Raw genomic sequence first — 15,879 nt, 5'->3', positions numbered from 1 at the left:
CCGGTCACCGGTCACCGGTCACCGGTCACCGGTCTCCGGCGCGCGACGGCCGGCCGTGCCGGGTCGCCGCACCGGGCGCCCGGTCAGTCGCCCGGGACCACCCAGGCGACCACCGCGACGGCGACCGCCAGGGCGACCGCGGTCAGCACGTCCAACCATTTCTTGCGGACGGCCAGCATCCCCACCTGGCTCTCCGGCAGCACCAGCCGGGCCAGCGCCCCGAACAGCACCCCGGCCGCCAGCAGCGCCGAACCCTTGCGGAAGTGGGCGGTGGCGTACATCGGCAGCGACCCGATCACCCCGCACAGCGCCAGCACGTAGGGCAACTGGCCGAGCCAGTGCGCCGACGAGGCGGCCTTGCTGCCCGGACCGGTGCGCCGGCGACGCCGCAGCGCCGGCTGCGCCCCATCCCCATCGAGGTGCCCGGCTCGCTCGCCGTGCTCCATCTGCCCGCCGGCCACCACCACGCTCCTCCAGCGGCTCCCACACCACCGCTGACCGGATCGGCGTGCCACTCGCGTTCATCGGTTCGAACAGCCCGAACAGGCGGCCCCGGCGCGGTGGGGATCGGCCCGGCACACCTGCGGCCGCCGTTCACCGAGTCTACCGGGCGGGGCCCGAGGGCGCGGAACGCCTTACGCCATCGGAGCTACTCACCAGTAGCAGGGTGAGGTATCACCGCGACCGGGTAACCCGCTGGACAGGGGTCGCTAACTAGCTGGGAGGACTGCCGTGGAGGGGCCGTTCATACGGATCGAAGACAGCGGCATGGTGGTGCCGCTGCGCCCCGAAGTGACGACGGTCGGACGAGGAAGAGGAGTTGACGTACGCCTCGATGACCCTAGTGTGTCCCGTCTGCACGCCGAGATCGTCCGGCGCGGGCCCTACGTGTACATCGTCGACATGGGGCTGTCCCGCAACGGGACGCGTGTCAACGGCCGGCCGATCGCCCGACGGGTACTGGAGGACGGCGACGTCGTGAGCTTCGGCACGGCGCGCTGCCGAATGGGGGGCATCCCCCGCGAGGAGGTCGATCCCGACATCGAGCTGCGGCGCGCCGTCGCCCCCGAGCTCACCCGGCGGGAGGTGGACGTGCTGACCGCGCTGTGCCGTCCCGCCCTGTCCGACGAGGCGTTCGTGGCCCCCGCCACGGCGCGTGACATCGCTCACGAACTCGTCGTCACGGAGGCCGCCGTCAAGCAGCATCTGCTGCGCCTCTACCAGAAGTTCCGCATCCCGGAGGGGGCCAACCGGCGTACCCGGCTGGCCAACGAGGTGATCGCGATGGGCCTGGTCCGGCCGCTGCCGCCGGTGCACGTGCCCCCGCAGAACCGCCCTCCCATGGACGGCCGCGCCACGGGGGAGCTGCGCCGTCCCGTCCCCCCGGGCATGGCCCACAAGGCGGTGCCGCCCCGCTCGGCGGCCGCCGCGGGCCCTCCCGGCCGTCCGGCGGCGAGCACGGCGGGCCGCCGGGCTAGCTGACCGCCACCAGCGTGCGGTCGTCGCTCGCGCACGGCAGCGCAAGCGTGCGACGACCGCACTTCGGCGCCCGGCGACCGCGTCCACCGTGACGCCGGCGGCCATCCGGCCGCCATCCCGGTCCGGCCGAGGACCAGGCGGAGACCTCGGCCGGGCCGGAACGGGCGCAAGGAACGGGCGCAAGGCCGGCGGGAGGTCCGGCCGGCCGTCGCGTCGAAGCCGACCCGTTCCCCTGACCCGCGTCCCGACCGGCCGGGGGCCGGGTGGAGGGTCCGGTCGACTTCCGGACGGGCAGGGGTCGTGGCCCGGCTTCGGAGCGGGTCAGGAGGCGGTGGCCTCGGCCGCCTCCACGACGTTGGCCAGCAGCATGGCGCGGGTCATCGGGCCGACGCCGCCGGGGTTGGGGGCGACCCAGCCGGCGATCTCGGCGACGTCGGGGGCGACGTCTCCGGTGAGCTTGCCGTTCACCCGGGAGACGCCGACGTCCAGCACGGCGGCGCCGGGCTTGACCATGTCGGCGGTGATCAGAGCGGGCACCCCGGCGGCGGCCACGATGATGTCGGCCTTGCGGGTGTGCGCGGCGAGGTCCTTGGTGCCGGTGTGGCACAGCGTGACGGTGGCGTTCTCGCTGCGGCGGGTCAGCAGCAGTCCCAGCGGGCGGCCGGCGGTGACGCCACGGCCGATCACCACGACCTCGGCGCCGCGCAGCGGCACGTCGAACCGGCGCAGCAGCGCCACGATGCCCTTCGGCGTGCACGGCAGCGGGCCGGGCTGCATCAGCACCAGGCGGCCCAGGTTGAACGGGTGCAGCCCGTCGGCGTCCTTGTCGGGGTCGATGAGCTCCAGCACCCGCTTCTCGTCCAGCCCCTTGGGCAGCGGCAGTTGGACGATGTAGCCGGTGCAGTCCGGGTCGGCGTTCAGCTCGGCCACCGCCTGCTCCACCTGCTCCTGGGTGGCGTCGGCGGGCAGGTCGCGGCGGATCGACCGGATGCCGACCTCGGCGCAGTCGCGGTGCTTCATCCCCACGTACGCATGGCTGCCGGGGTCGTCCCCGACCAGCACCGTGCCAAGCCCCACCGCGATCCCGCGGTCGCGCAGCGCGGCGACCCGCGCCTTCAGGTCGTTGCGGATCTCCGCCGCGGTGGCCTTGCCGTCCAGGATCTGTGCAGTCACACCTCAGAGTTTATTGACCCTGGTTCGCTCGGCCTCTCCTGGGTACGGCTCCGGCCGGCACCACGCCGTGACCGTGGACTAGTCCTCGTCGGGGCGCTGGCGCAGGGCCACCAGGCGGTCGGTGACGTGCCAGCCGGCGTAGGCGGCCAGGGCGGCCAGGAGCAGGGCGGCGGCGACGCCCACCATTTCCCGGGCCTGCGCCAGCGCGATCGAGTACTGCAGCGCGAAGCCCACGAGAGTCTCCACCGGTCTCCCCCAGAGGTTCGGGCGCGCCAGGGAACGGTCAGGGGCGCGCAATGCCGCCTGAGACTATCAGCGCACCCCTCTGAACCGCCCATGATCACCCAAATCGGTCGGGATCAGTGGAAGAAGTGCCGCACTCCGGTGAAGTACAGGGTGATCCCGGCCTTCTCCAGCGCGGCGACGACCTCCTCGTCGCGCACCGAGCCGCCCGGCTGGACGATGGCCCGCACGCCCGCGGCGGCCAGCACCTCCGGGCCGTCGGCGAACGGGAAGAACGCGTCGGAGGCGGCCACCGAGCCCGCCGCCCGGTCACCGGCGCGCTGCACCGCCAGCCGCGCCGAGTCGACCCGGTTGACCTGGCCCATGCCCACGCCGACGGTGGCGCCGTCGGCGGCCAACAGGATCGCGTTGGACTTCACCGAACGGCAGGCCCGCCAGGCGAACGCCAGGTCGCGCAGGGTCGCCTCGTCGGCCGCCGGGCCCGCCTTGAGCGTCCAGGTGGACGGGTCGTCGCCGCCGCCGGGCACCACGGCGTCCACCCGGTCCACGGTCTGCAGCAGCACCCCGCCGTCCACCCGGCGGAACTCCACGCCGCCGGCCGGGCCCTCGGGGCAGCGCAGCAGCCGGATGTTCTTCTTGCGGGTGAGGATCTCCAGGGCCTCGGGGGTGAAGCCGGGGGCCACCACCACCTCGGTGAAGATCTCCGCGACCTGCCCGGCCATCGCCGCGTCCACCGGCCGGTTCACCGCGATCACGCCGCCGTACGCCGAGACCGGGTCGCACGCGTGGGCCTTGCGGTGGGCCTCGGCCACGTCGGCGCCGACCGCGATCCCGCACGGGTTGGCGTGCTTGATGATCGCCACGCAGGGCTCGGTGAAGTCGTAGGCCGCCCGCCGCGCCGCGTCGGCGTCCACATAGTTGTTGTAGGACATCTCCTTGCCGTGCAGCTGCTCGGCGCCGGCCAGGCCGTCCTTGCCGTCGGTGTAGAGGGCGGCCCGCTGGTGCGGGTTCTCCCCGTACCGCAGCACCGCCGCGCGCTCCCAGGTACCGCCGAGGAAGTCCGGCCACTGGGTGGACTCGGCGGTCTCGTCCGGGGCGTAGGAGCCGGCGAACCAGGAGGCGACCGCCACGTCGTAGGAGGCGGTGTGCGCGAACGCCTGCGCGGCCAGGCGGCGGCGCTCGGCCAGGGTGAAGCCGCCCTCGCGCACCGCCTCCAGCACCCGGCCGTAGGAGGCCGGGTCGACGACGACGGCCACGTTCGCGTGGTTCTTGGCGGCGGCGCGCACCATGGTGGGCCCGCCGATGTCGATCTGCTCGACGCACTCGTCCGGGCCGGCCCCGGACGCGACGGTCTCGGCGAACGGGTACAGGTTCACCACGGCCAGGTCGAACGGCTCGATGTCGAGGTCCTCCAACTGCTGGCGGTGCCCCTCCTTGCGCCGGTCGGCCAGCAGGCCCGCGTGCACCCGCGGGTGCAGCGTCTTGACCCGGCCGTCCAGGCACTCGGGGAAGCCGGTGAGCTTCTCCACCTTGAGCACCGGCACCCCGGCCGCGGCGATCCGGGCCGCGGTGGACCCGGTCGAGACGATCTCGACGCCCGCCTCATGCAGGCCCCGGGCGAGGTCCTCCAGTCCCGTCTTGTCGTACACGCTGATCAGCGCGCGCTTGATCGCCACTCGGCTCACCGCCGGGCTCCCCTCACTCACTTGCGTCGTTGTCGGACCGCGCGGCCGGACCGGCGTCGTTGCAGGTGCGGCATTTCAGGGACACCCGCCGTCCCCTGGTGGTCCAGCCGTCGCGGGCCAGCCGTCCCACCACCTCGACGAGCAGGCGGCGCTCCACCTGCTTGATCCGTTCGTGCAGGGTGTCCTCGTCGTCGTGCCAGCGCACCGGCACCGCCTCCTGGGCGATCACCGGACCGGTGTCCACGCCCTCATCGACGAAGTGCACCGTACAGCCAGTGATCTTGACCCCATAGGCCAGGGCGTCCCGGACGGCGTGCGCGCCGGGGAACGCCGGCAGCAGCGCCGGGTGGGTGTTGACGACGCGTCCGCCGAACCGCTCTAGGAAGGACGCACCGAAGATCTTCATGAAACCGGCCGAGACCACCAGGTCAGGCTCGTGCGCGGCCACCGCCTCGGTCAGTGCCGCGTCCCATTCCCGCCGGTCGGGGAAGTCGGGGACGCGGACCACGAAGGTCGGCAGCCCGGCCCCCGCGGCCCGCTCCAGGCCCGCGGTGCCGTGCCGATCGGCGCCCACGGCCACGACCTGCGCCCCGTAGGCTGGATCTGCGCACGCTTCGAGCAGCGCCTGTAGGTTGGTCCCCGCGCCGGAGACAAGAACGACAAGCCGGGCGGACACCGTGACTCCTTACCGGGACGAGCGGCTGATGACCCGCGTTGCGGGGCCGGACGAGCTGGACTTCCGGCTGTCTGAAAGCCTATCGGCCCGCTCGGGTGCGCCCGGAGGCGACACCACAGGCTGGAGGATCAGTGAGCATCGAGCCGGGGCAGGACACCCGTCCGGGGCCGGAGGGACCGGGTACTCCCCCGGGACCGGGGGCCCCGCAGGACGTCGAACGCGCCGGGCGGCGGGCCCTGTGGCTCGGCCTGGCAGCGCTGGTGATGATTTTCGTCCCGGTGCTGTCGATCTTCGCGGCGATACCCGCGGTGGCGGCCATCGTCATCGGGGTCAAGGCCCGGCGGGCCGCCCGGCAGGGCCGGCGCCCCGCCCCGGGCGCACTGCCGGGGATCATCCTCGGCGGGGTCGGGGCGCTGTTCTTCGCCTTCGGCATCGGCGCCCAGCTGTACCTGCTGGAGGAGACCAACCGGTACAGCAAGTGCCAGAACGCCGCCAACACCATCGAGGAGGGGCGGCAGTGCAAGGAGCGGCTGGCCGACGACATCGAGAAGAAGTTCGGCCTGCCCGAGGGCACCATCGACGGCGACAGCCTGCCCCTGTGACCATCGCGGCGCCGCCGCACCCGTGACAGCGGGCGATCCGCCGGCCCGTCGACGGGGCCTTCCGGCGCCGAGGCGGCTCGGGCTTTCAGAGCGGCGACGGTGCGGCGCTGCGGGCGCGCTCACGACTCCGCCATCCGGGAGACGAACGATCCGCCGGCCCGCCCACGAGGTCTTCGGCGCCGAGACGGCGCGGGTTCCGGCAGTGGGACATCCCGCTGCCGATGGGCGGGGCCCGGTCAGTCCTCGGCGGGCTCGTCCCGAAGGACGTAGATCGCGCCACCGCGGGTCTCGGTGCGTTCGGGCTCGTCGCGGTGCCTGGACGGCTCCTGCCGATCCGGTGCGGCCTCGGCCTCGGCCTTGGTCTCGGCGGGCTCGGGGTCGGTGGGCTCGGCGGGCTCCTCGCGTTTCCGCCGGTCGGCCGGCGGCTCCGGAGGGGTGGGGGCCGGGCTGTCCAGCGGCTCCCGTACGCGGGGCCGGCGCGGTCTGCGCGGGGTGAGCACTGGCTCGGCCTCCTCGAACTCCACCGGGTCGGCCATCACGGGCGGTCTCCTGGGCGGCCGGGGCGCGGGCGGCGGGCTCGGGGGTGTCTCGGCGGGCTTCGGCGCCGCCGGAGTGCGGCGTTGCGGGCGTCCGGCCCGCTTGCCGGTGGGAACGGCGGGCTCCTTGCGCCCGGACCGCCTGCGCTCCTTCGGCGGCTCGGGCCGGTCGGACGGGCCGGCGGAACGGCGCAGGATCCGCCAGTTGAACACCCAAGCCGCGATGGCCGCGGCGATGCCCACCTCCAGCGCGGCCATCAGGCCCACCCGCCACGGCGACGGCCCCATGACGGTGAGCCTGCCGCCGCCCAGCGGCCCGCCCGACAGCGCCGCCAGCACCGCGGCGACGGCGCCCGTCATCGCCCCGGTCAAGAAGCCCCACATCGGCGCGGCCTCGTGGACGGAGCTGGGCATGGCTCGCACGCTCAGGATCCCGCCGACCGCGCCGGCCAGGAACGGCGTCGCCACCGCCAGCAGCGACAGCGCCGGGGCCGGTCCCGGCTCGGGCAGCGCGGCCAGCGGCGGGAAGGACGGCACCATGTCCAGGAACACCCCGGTCGGCGACACGCTGGTGCCCGTCCCCACCGCGAAGCCCGGCCCGACGGCGTAGGCCATCCCCCAGATCACCGCGTTGGGCAGGTACACCACCTCGATCAGCAGCAGCAGCGCTCCCCCGACGACACCCGGGGCCAGCTCGTCGAACAGCGCGGTGGCCTGGGACAGGTGCATCGCCAAGGAGACGCCGGCCAGCACCGCCCCGGAGGCGACCAGCACGCCCAGCGCGCCGAGGACGCCGATCACCAGTGAGCGGGGGCGTTCGGGCAGCAGCCGCAGCAGCGCGCCCATCCCCGTGCGGACCCGCTTGCCGCGGGCGGCCCCGAGGGCGCGGCCGGCGCCGAGCCCGCCCGCCACGGCCGCCACGACCAGGCAGGCCAGCAGCGCCTGCCAGGCCGAGGGCCGCACCACCGGGGTGGTGGCCGCCAGCGCCAGCAGCGCGGCGAGCACGGCGTACGGGACGGCCAGGGCGAGCGCCACCTGCACGACGACCGTCATCGTGGGGTCGGCCCCCCGCACTCCCCGGACCGGGCGCGGCGCACGGGCGGTCCGGATCATCCAGCCGCCGCTGCGGTACAGCAGCACCCCCGGCAGGACGACCAGCCCGAGCGGCAGCAGCCCCACCCGCCCGCCCGGCAGGGAGAACCCCGCATGGTGCGCCACCAGCCAGAAGTTGACGGCGGTCCGGAAGACGCCCGGGAGCCCGGGGCCGAGCGCGGTGCGGGGGGCGGCGATCCAGCCGACGAGGGTGACGGTGGTGAGCACCGCCAGCCCGATCCCCACGCACCAGGCCGCCGCCACCAGCCCGCTGACCGCGAGTGGCCGGGACGTCCCCGGACGGTCGGAGCGTTCCCGGCCTCCGGCGCGTTCGGCGGGCCTGGCGCGTTCGGCGGGCCCGGTGGTGCGTCCCGGGGGCTCCGTCCGTCCGGAGGGGCTCCGGGGGGCGCGCTGTCCTGGCTTCACGTCCGACACGGATCCATGCTGGCACCCGCGCCCGGCCCGTGAGGGCTCGCCGCCCGGCGTGTCGCCCTTCGGCCCGAGAGGTCGGCTTTCCGGCGCGGCCTGTGATCTCCGATGGCGCCGTCCGGGTCCGGGAGGAGTCCGCTGACCGCCCGGGCGTCCCGAATCGCCTGGATGCTGCATACTTCGGTCGGGCTCCCCTGACCGAGAGGCACCCGTATGTCGAAATCCACCGGGAACGGCCGCGCCACGTCGCTGTTCCTGGTCCTGCTGTGGCTGGCCCTCGGAGTGACGCCGATCCTGTCCGACGTGACCGACCTGCGGTTGGCGTTCGGCCTGATCGGCGAGCCCGGGAGGGTCGCGGTCACCGGCTGCACCGATCTCGGCGAGGGCCGCTACGACTGCCGGGGCGTGTTCGTGCCGGACGACCCGCAGGGACGGACCGTGCGGAACCTGAAGCTGCCGCCGGAGTCGGACGCGGGCGAGACGTTCGAGGCCCGGCTGCAGCCCGACGGCGAGCGGGCCCATCCGACCGGGACGAAGGGGCAGTTGAACGCCCTCGCGCTGCCCTTCCTGGGCTTCGCCATGCTGGTGCCGCTGCCCTGGCTGATCGCCTACATGTTCTGGGGACGTTCGCCGGGGCGGGCCTCGTGGTGGGTCATGGGAGTGCTGGCGGGCCTGGGCTGCCTGGGCTGTCTAGCAGGGCTGATCGCCGCATACTGACACGGGAGACGCGGGCCGGGCGGCGCTCCCGCCACCGGCGCCCCGGGCGCGTGCGGCCCGGTGCTCCCGGCGGGATGCGGGATTCCGCACGGCACTGTGACGGGCGCCCGAACCGGTCGGGCGGCCACAACGCGAACGGGCCGCCCCCGCAGAGGGGACGGCCCGTTCGTGAGGTCCGCGAGTCCTAGAGGTTCTTCATGATCTCGCGCATGAGGCGGGCGGTCTCGCTCGGGGTCTTGCCGACCCGGACGCCGACCTTCTCCAGGGCCTCCTTCTTGGCCTCCGCGGTGCCGGACGAGCCCGACACGATCGCGCCGGCGTGGCCCATGGTCTTGCCCTCGGGGGCGGTGAACCCGGCGACGTAGCCCACCACCGGCTTGGTGACGTGCTGCTCGATGTAGGCGGCGGCGCGCTCCTCGGCGTCGCCGCCGATCTCGCCGATCATCACGATCGCGTCGGTCTCGGGGTCCTCCTGGAACGCCTGCAGGGCGTCGATGTGGGTGGTGCCGATGACCGGGTCACCGCCGATGCCCACGCAGGTGGAGAAGCCGATGTCGCGCAGCTCGTACATCATCTGGTAGGTCAGCGTGCCCGACTTGGACACCAGCCCGATCCGGCCGGGGGTGGTGATGTCGGCCGGGATGATGCCGGCGTTGGACTTGCCGGGCGAGGCGATGCCCGGGCAGTTGGGCCCGATGATGCGGGTCACGTTGCCCTTGGAGGAGGCGTACGACCAGAAGTAGGCGGTGTCGTGCACCGGGATGCCCTCGGTGATGACCACGCACAGGCCGATGGCCGCGTCGATGGCCTCCACCACGGCGTCCTTGGTGAACTTCGGCGGCACGAACACCACCGAGACGTCCGCGCCGGTCTCGGCCATCGCCTCGGCGACGGTGCCGAACACCGGCAGGGACCTGCCGTCGAAGTCCACGCTCTGCCCGGCCTTGCGGGCGTTCACGCCGCCGACCACGTTGGTGCCGGCCCGCAGCATCCGCGCGGTGTGCTTGGAGCCCTCGGAGCCGGTCATCCCCTGGACGATGACCTTGCTGTTGTCAGTCAGCCAGATAGCCATGTTCACGCACCTGCCGCGGCGAGCTCGGCGGCCCGCTTGGCCGCCTCGTCCATAGTGTCCACCCGCTCGACACCGGTCAGCTTCGCCTCGTCGAGGATCTGCCGGCCGAGTTCGGCGTTGTTGCCGTCCAGCCGCACCACCAGCGGGCGGTCCACGCTCTCGCCCCGATCGGCCAGCAGCTTGTAGGCCGCCACGATGCCGTTGGCGACCGCGTCACAGGCGGTGATGCCGCCGAAGACGTTGACGAACACGCTCTTGACCGAGGGGTCCGACAGCACGATCTCCAGGCCGTTGGCCATCACCTCGGCCGAGGCGCCACCGCCGATGTCCAGGAAGTTGGCCGGCTTCTGCCCGCCGTACTCCTCGCCCGCGTAGGCGACCACGTCCAGGGTGGACATGACCAGGCCGGCGCCGTTGCCGATGATGCCGACCGAGCCTTCCAGCTTGACGTAGTTGAGGTCCTTGTCCTTGGCGCGGGCCTCCAGCGGGTCGGTGGTCTTCTCGTCGGTCAGCGCCGCGTGCTCCGGCTGGCGGAACGCGGCGTTGTCGTCGAGGGTGACCTTGCCGTCCAGCGCCATCACCCGGCCGTCGGCGGTCAGGATCATCGGGTTGACCTCGACCAGGGTGGCGTCCTCGTCGGTGAACACCGCCCACAGCCGCTCGATCAGCTCGGCGGCGCCCTCCAGGGCCTGCTCGGGCAGCTTGCCGGCCTGCGCGATCTCGCGTGCCCTGGCCCGGTCCACCCCGGTCAGCGCGGCCACCGGCACCTTGGCGACGGCCTCGGGGTTGGTCGCGGCGACCTCCTCGATGTCCATGCCGCCCTCGGCCGAGCAGATGGACAGGAAGGTGCGGTTGGCGCGATCGAGCAGGAAGGAGAAGTAGTACTCCTGCGCGATCGCGCTGCCGGCCTCGACCAGCACCTTGTGGACGGTGTGACCCTTGATGTCCATGCCGAGGATCTGCTCGGCGAGGGCCTGCGCCTCGTCGGCGTCGTCGGCGAGCTTCACCCCGCCGGCCTTGCCCCGGCCACCGGTCTTCACCTGGGCCTTGACCACGACCTTCTTGCTTCCGGCGGCGAAGAGCTCCTCCGCGATCGCCCTTGCTTCCTGGGGCGTGTGGGCCACCTTGCCGGTGGGCACCGGTACCCCGTACTCGGCGAAGAGCTCCTTCGCCTGATGTTCGAACAGGTCCACGAGGGTCCGTCCTTATACGGATCGACAGCCTGGCTGCGTGCTGAACCGCACGCCCTTAATCGACCGCTCCGGCGATCGCCCGCACAGAGTCGCGATGGTCCGAGGCGGGCTGTACGCGCGGCGACCAGAGCGGTCCGCTCCGGTCGAGCAGCCTATAAAACGCCGCTCCCTGATCGCGAAAGCGGGTCCACTCTGCCGGGAACCGGCCGCTGTGTGCCGCCCGGGGTGACACGAGCGGGTAAACCTGAGTTGGACACTTGCAGACCGAGTGTTGAATGTGCTGATTGTCGGTTTTCTCGATCGAGGAACGAGAGGTGCGTCACGGTGACGAGCCCGGGAGCCAGGCGGGTACGGCGCACCATCGCGTTCTCGCTGGTGATGATGCTCGCCGCCACCTGTGGCTCGACCCTGCCGGACCAGACCCGCCCGGAGTGGGCCTCGCCGGGCCTGATCGGCGGGGGCGGCTGGCCGTTCGCCCACCGGCCGATGGACGCCACCGAGGCGGCCGGTGCGGCGTATCTGCCCGACAGCTCGGTGGTACGGCTGGCCGACGGCCGGGTGCGGCTGATCCAGTTCGGCGGCCAGCAGCCGATCACCGTCCCGGCCGACGACCCCAGGGTGGCGACGGCGGTGCGCGACGACCGGGGCTGGCTGGCCGCCGGCCGGATCCCCGGCGGTGACACCGTGTACCGGGACATGGCCGTGCGGGCGCTGCTGGACCTGCGGCTGCTCACCCGGCCCAACGGCGCCACGACGGCCTCCTGGTACCGGCAGTGGCGGTACGTGTGGCCGCGCGACGCGGCGTTCGCCGCGGTGGCCTTCCTGGTGTCGGGGCACCCGGCGGAGGCCCGGCGCGTGCTGCGGTTCCTGGCCCGTACGCAGACCGAGCCCGGCCTGTGGGCGGCCCGTTACAAGCTCGACGGCACCCCCGTGACCGACGGCCGCCGGACCCAGCTCGACTCGCTCGGCTGGGTCCTGTGGGCCGGCTGGTTCCTGGACGTGTACGCCCCGGCCGGTGAGGCGGTGCTGCCGGAGCTGTGGACGATGGTGCGCCGGGCCGCCGACCATCTGGAGTCCTCGCTGGACGTCGAGGGGCTGCCGCCGCCGTCCTCGGACTACTTCGAGCGCGACCCCGGCAAGGAGCAGGACCCCCGCCGTCCCACGCTGGGCGTCGTCGGCCCCGTCCTGATGGGGCTGCGCGCCGCCGCCGACCTGGCCGACCGCAGCGGCCGCCAGGCCGAGGGCCGCCGCTGGCGCCAGGCCGCCATGCGGGTGTCGGACGCGATCGCCCGGACGTTCACCCCGTACGGCTATCCGCGCTCACCGGTCCCCGGCGGGCTGATGGACACCTCGGTGACCTTCCTGGCACCGCCGTTCGCGCCCGCTGACCCGGGCGTGGAGTCGGCGGTGCTGGAGGCGGCCGAACGTCTGCGCCTGCCGAACGGCGGGGTGCTGCCCGGCGAGCGGTGGAGCGGCAACCCGGACGTGGCCTGGACCCCCGAGATGGCGTTGTTCGCCCTGAACGCCGCCGCCTCCGGCCGGGTGGAGGACACCCTGACCAGGCTGGACTGGCTGGACGAGCACCGCACCGACCTGGGCGCCCTGCCGGAGAAGGTGGACCGGCGGGGCCGCCCGGCGGCGGTCGCCCCGCTGGGCTGGACGGCCTCCCTCGTCCTGCTCACCCTGGCCTCCCTGGAGGACCGGCTGCCCGTCCCGCCCGCCTGAACGTCAGCCGAACTGGTCGTGGCCGAGCTTGACGACCAGGGCGCCGACGACGCACAGCAGCACGGCGCGGACGAAGCCGGCGCCCCGGTCGACGGCCATGCGGGCGCCGAGCTGGGCGCCGGCGATGTTACAGACGGCCATCGCCAGGCCGAGCGTCCACAGCACGTACCCCTGCAGGGCGAACACGATGAGGCCGCCGAGGTTGGTGCTGGCGTTGATGATCTTGGAGTTGGCCGAGGCGTGCACGAAGTCCACCCCCAGCAGGATGGTGAACGCCATGACCAGGAACGTTCCGGTGCCCGGCCCGACCAGGCCGTCATAGAAGGCGATCAGCACCCCGGGCACCAGGATGGCCGCCGCCGTGCGGCGCGGGGTGCGCAGCACCAGCCTGGAGGTGCGGCCCAGGTCGGGACGCAGCACCACCAGCGCCGCCACGCCCAGCAGTACCACCATGATCACCGGCCGGAGCACCTCGGAGGAGATCACGGCCGCGCAGCCGGCGCCCGCCGCGGCCGAGCACACCGCGAGCAGCCCGGCCGGCCCGGCGATCCGCACGTCCGGTTTGGCCCGGCGCAGGTAGGTGTAGGCGGCCGAGGAGGTGCCGGCGATCGAGGCCAGTTTGTTGGTGGCCAGGGCGGCGGCCACCGGCTGCCCCGTGGTGGCCGCCATCAGCGCCGGAAGCTGGATCAGCCCGCCGCCGCCGACCACGGCGTCCACCCAGCCCGCGGCCAGCGCCGCCACCAGAAGCATGACCACGTGCTCGGCCTGCACACGCCACTCCCCGGGGGTTGTAAGGAGTCAAAGAACGATCGTCCATGACCCTATCGGGGAGAGCCCGGCCGCCGGCGCGGCCGGTCAGGCGGTGGAGACGACGTGGTAGCCCTCGGCCAGGTGCCCCTCGGGCAGCCCCGCGGCCCGGGCGTTGGCGCCCATCCAGCCCCGCAGCATGCCCTCCAGGTCCGGCACGTGGGCGACCTGGCTGGCGTGCGAGCGCAGGGCTGTCAGCTTGCGCCCGAACACCTCCGTCACGTCGACGTAGTGGTCGGCCACGGGACCGCCGTTCAGCCACACCTCCCGCACCGTCCACGCCTCCAGGCCCTCCTCGCGCAACTCCGGGAAGGCGTAGGGGTTGCGGGCGTCCGGGTACACCGCGTCGAGGGCCGCCGACCCCACCGCCCGGTGGTCGGGATGGCTCGGATGGATCCGCTCGTAGTTGCGCTCCGGGCTCGGCATCAGCACCCGGTCGGGCCGGACCTGCCGGATCACCCGGGCTATGTCGCGGCGCAGCTCCAGCGTGGCCTCCACCCGCCCGTCCGGATACCCCAGGAACCGCACGTCGGTCACACCGACCGCCTTGGCCGCCGCGCGCTGCTCCTCGCGGCGCAGCGCGGCCATCTCCTGCCTGGTCATACCGTCGTCGAAGCCGCCCGCGTCGCCGTCGGTCACCATCAGGTACGTCACCTCGATGCCCCGGTCGGTCCAGACGGCGACCGTCCCCGCCGAGCCGAAGTCCACGTCGTCGGGATGCGCCATCACCACCAGCGCACGCTCGATGTCCCTGTCGTCGATCACATCCGTCACGCGCCCACACTAGGCGGCGATACCGACATCGGGTACAAGCCGGATATGCGGAAAATCATCAACGATCCGGTCAAGGTCGTCGCCGACGCGCTGCGCGGCCTGGCCGCCGCCCACCCCGGGCTGCGGGTCGATCTGGAGGCCGGGATCGTGGTGCGGGCGGACGCACCGCGATCCGGCAAGGTGGGGCTGGTGTCGGGCGGCGGCTCCGGGCACGAGCCGCTGCACGTCGGGTTCGTCGGCCACGGGATGCTCGACGCGGCCTGCCCCGGCGAGGTGTTCACCTCCCCCGTCCCCGACCAGATCCTGGCCGCCACCGCCGCGGTGGACGGCGGCGCCGGGGTGCTGCACATCGTGAAGAACTACACCGGCGACGTGCTGAACTTCCGGCTGGCCGCCGACTTCGCCAAGGACGACGAGGACATCGAGGTCGCCACCGTCGTGGTGGACGACGACGTGGCCGTCCAGGACAGCACGTACACCGCGGGCCGCCGCGGCACCGGCGCGACGCTGTTCGTGGAGAAGATCGCCGGGGCGCTGGCCGAGGAGGGCGCCCCGCTGGAGGCGGTGGCCGCCGTGGCGCGGGAGGTCAACGAGCGCACCCGCTCGTTCGGGGTGGCGCTGTCGCCCTGCACCGTGCCCGCCGCCGGGCGCCCGACGTTCGAGCTGGACCCGGGCGAGATGGAACTGGGCATCGGCATCCACGGCGAGCCGGGCCGCGAGCGGGTCAAGGCCGGCTCCGCGAACGAGATCGTGACCGCCGCCCTGACAGCCATCGACGCCGACATGCCGCTGCGCGGCTCCGACACGCTGGTCCTGGTGAACGGGATGGGCGGCACCCCGCTGCTGGAGCAGTACGTGGCCTACGGGGTGGCCTCCTCCTGGCTGGCCGACCACGGGGTCACGGTGGCGCGGTCGCTGGTCGGCCCCTACGTGACCAGCCTGGAGATGGCCGGCTGCATGATCTCCGTCTGCCGCCTCACCCCCGAGCTGCTGCGCCTGTGGGACGCCCCCGTCCAGACGCCCGCACTACGGTGGGGCCGGTGAACGCGAGCGACTTCGCCGCCTGGATCAGGCGGGCGGCCGAGCTGGTGACGGCGGACGCCGAACGGCTCACGGCGCTGGACGCGGCGATCGGAGACGGCGACCACGGGCTCAACCTCGCCCGGGGGTTCGGGGCCGCGGTCACCGCGCTGGACGGGCTGCCCGCCGGCACCACGCCGGGCAAGGTGCTGATCGGCGCCGGGCGGGCGATCGTGTCGAAGACCGGCGGTGCGTCCGGCCCCCTCTACGGCACCGCGCTGCGCCGGGCGGGCAAGACGCTGGGCGATGCCGCCGAGCCCGACGCCGCCGCGCTCGGGACGGCGTTGCGGGCCGCGCTCGACGGCGTCCGGGAGCTGGGCGGGGCCGGCGAGGGCGACAAGACGATGGTGGACGCGCTCGCCGCGGCGGTCACCGCCTACGAGACGGCCGTCGACGGCGGCGCCGGCCTGCCCGCCGCCGCCCGCGCCGCGGCGACGGGCGCCGCGGAAGGGGCCGAGGCCACGGTGCCGATGGTGGCGCGCAAGGGCCGGGCGAGCTATCTGGGGCCGCGCAGCGCCGGCCACCTCGACCCGGGCGCGGCCTCGACCGTGCTGCTGTTGCGCGCGCTGGCGGACGTGACCGGCGGGGAGGGCTGA

The 15,879-nt window shown here is 73.7% G+C and carries 15 protein-coding genes and 1 pseudogene; 6 read left to right on the top strand and 10 right to left on the bottom strand.

The genetic code is table 11. From position 1 onward, the window contains the following. Positions 1-83 precede the first annotated feature (83 nt). Complete coding sequence (locus C4U03_RS12845) at positions 84-461, bottom strand: DUF3017 domain-containing protein (RefSeq protein WP_235017803.1); 378 nt, start codon at positions 459-461, stop codon at positions 84-86. A gap of 271 nt (positions 462-732) precedes the next feature. Here C4U03_RS12845 and C4U03_RS12840 point away from each other — a divergent pair. Next, positions 733-1,308 (top strand): annotated as a pseudogene (locus C4U03_RS12840) (FHA domain-containing protein); the annotation flags it as partial. Between the two features lie 492 nt (positions 1,309-1,800). On the opposite strand, the gene C4U03_RS12835 reads toward C4U03_RS12840, so the two are convergent. From C4U03_RS12835 to purN, 4 genes are all read right to left on the bottom strand, one after another. After that, positions 1,801-2,652 carry a bifunctional methylenetetrahydrofolate dehydrogenase/methenyltetrahydrofolate cyclohydrolase gene (locus C4U03_RS12835; RefSeq protein WP_103937936.1) on the bottom strand — a complete coding sequence of 284 codons (852 nt, stop codon included), beginning with the start codon at positions 2,650-2,652 and terminating at the stop codon, positions 1,801-1,803. 78 nt (positions 2,653-2,730) lie between these two features. Then, on the bottom strand, positions 2,731-2,898 hold the full coding sequence (locus tag C4U03_RS40385) for a hypothetical protein (protein WP_160146975.1): 168 nt from the start codon (positions 2,896-2,898) through the stop codon (positions 2,731-2,733). A gap of 113 nt (positions 2,899-3,011) precedes the next feature. Beyond that, positions 3,012-4,580, bottom strand: a complete 1,569-nt coding sequence (gene purH, locus C4U03_RS12830; RefSeq protein ID WP_103937935.1) for a bifunctional phosphoribosylaminoimidazolecarboxamide formyltransferase/IMP cyclohydrolase — start codon at positions 4,578-4,580, stop codon at positions 3,012-3,014. Positions 4,581-4,593: 13 nt separating this feature from the next. Next, on the bottom strand, positions 4,594-5,256 hold the full coding sequence (gene purN, locus C4U03_RS12825; protein WP_103937934.1) for a phosphoribosylglycinamide formyltransferase: 663 nt from the start codon (positions 5,254-5,256) through the stop codon (positions 4,594-4,596). A 131-nt stretch (positions 5,257-5,387) separates the two neighbouring features. On the opposite strand from purN, the gene C4U03_RS12820 reads away from it, so the two are divergent. Continuing rightward, positions 5,388-5,858 (top strand): hypothetical protein, encoded by a 471-nt coding sequence (locus C4U03_RS12820; RefSeq protein ID WP_103937933.1) that lies wholly within the window; start codon positions 5,388-5,390, stop codon positions 5,856-5,858. A gap of 236 nt (positions 5,859-6,094) precedes the next feature. Here C4U03_RS12820 and C4U03_RS12815 read toward each other — a convergent pair whose 3' ends face one another. Further along, the gene (locus C4U03_RS12815) at positions 6,095-7,921 is read right to left on the bottom strand and encodes a cell division protein PerM (RefSeq protein WP_235017802.1); all 1,827 of its coding nucleotides are present in this window, start codon (positions 7,919-7,921) and stop codon (positions 6,095-6,097) included. A gap of 207 nt (positions 7,922-8,128) precedes the next feature. Between C4U03_RS12815 and C4U03_RS12810 the strand changes: the two genes are divergently transcribed. Further along, on the top strand, positions 8,129-8,632 hold the full coding sequence (locus C4U03_RS12810) for a hypothetical protein (protein ID WP_103937932.1): 504 nt from the start codon (positions 8,129-8,131) through the stop codon (positions 8,630-8,632). A gap of 184 nt (positions 8,633-8,816) precedes the next feature. Here C4U03_RS12810 and sucD read toward each other — a convergent pair whose 3' ends face one another. Both sucD and sucC read right to left on the bottom strand, forming a co-directional pair. Continuing rightward, positions 8,817-9,704: a succinate--CoA ligase subunit alpha gene (gene sucD / locus C4U03_RS12805; RefSeq protein WP_103937931.1), complete on the bottom strand. Its 888-nt coding sequence runs from the start codon at positions 9,702-9,704 to the stop codon at positions 8,817-8,819. 2 nt (positions 9,705-9,706) lie between these two features. Then, positions 9,707-10,897: an ADP-forming succinate--CoA ligase subunit beta gene (sucC, locus tag C4U03_RS12800; protein ID WP_103937930.1), complete on the bottom strand. Its 1,191-nt coding sequence runs from the start codon at positions 10,895-10,897 to the stop codon at positions 9,707-9,709. Positions 10,898-11,221: 324 nt separating this feature from the next. Here sucC and C4U03_RS12795 point away from each other — a divergent pair, with 324 nt between their 5' ends. After that, positions 11,222-12,622, top strand: coding sequence for a glycoside hydrolase family 15 protein (locus C4U03_RS12795; protein WP_103937929.1), 1,401 nt, complete (start codon positions 11,222-11,224; stop codon positions 12,620-12,622). A 3-nt stretch (positions 12,623-12,625) separates the two neighbouring features. Here the strand turns inward: C4U03_RS12795 and C4U03_RS12790 are convergent, their stop codons facing one another. Both C4U03_RS12790 and C4U03_RS12785 read right to left on the bottom strand, forming a co-directional pair. Beyond that, positions 12,626-13,393 (bottom strand): TSUP family transporter, encoded by a 768-nt coding sequence (locus tag C4U03_RS12790; protein ID WP_103937928.1) that lies wholly within the window; start codon positions 13,391-13,393, stop codon positions 12,626-12,628. 84 nt (positions 13,394-13,477) lie between these two features. Then, positions 13,478-14,155, bottom strand: a complete 678-nt coding sequence (locus tag C4U03_RS12785) for a PIG-L deacetylase family protein (RefSeq protein ID WP_103938010.1) — start codon at positions 14,153-14,155, stop codon at positions 13,478-13,480. 93 nt (positions 14,156-14,248) lie between these two features. Here C4U03_RS12785 and dhaK point away from each other — a divergent pair, with 93 nt between their 5' ends. Both dhaK and dhaL read left to right on the top strand, forming a co-directional pair. Next, positions 14,249-15,247, top strand: a complete 999-nt coding sequence (dhaK, locus tag C4U03_RS12780) for a dihydroxyacetone kinase subunit DhaK (protein ID WP_103937927.1) — start codon at positions 14,249-14,251, stop codon at positions 15,245-15,247. After that, on the top strand, positions 15,244-15,879 hold the full coding sequence (gene dhaL / locus C4U03_RS12775; RefSeq protein ID WP_103937926.1) for a dihydroxyacetone kinase subunit DhaL: 636 nt from the start codon (positions 15,244-15,246) through the stop codon (positions 15,877-15,879). The genes dhaK and dhaL overlap by 4 nt, the downstream gene beginning before the upstream one ends.

The sequence above is a fragment of the Thermomonospora echinospora genome, assembly GCF_900108175.1.
Taxonomy (GTDB): Bacteria; Actinomycetota; Actinomycetes; order Streptosporangiales; family Streptosporangiaceae; genus Thermomonospora; species Thermomonospora echinospora.
Note: the sequence above shows the minus strand (reverse complement) of the source record. Positions and strands in the feature narration are given on the sequence as shown.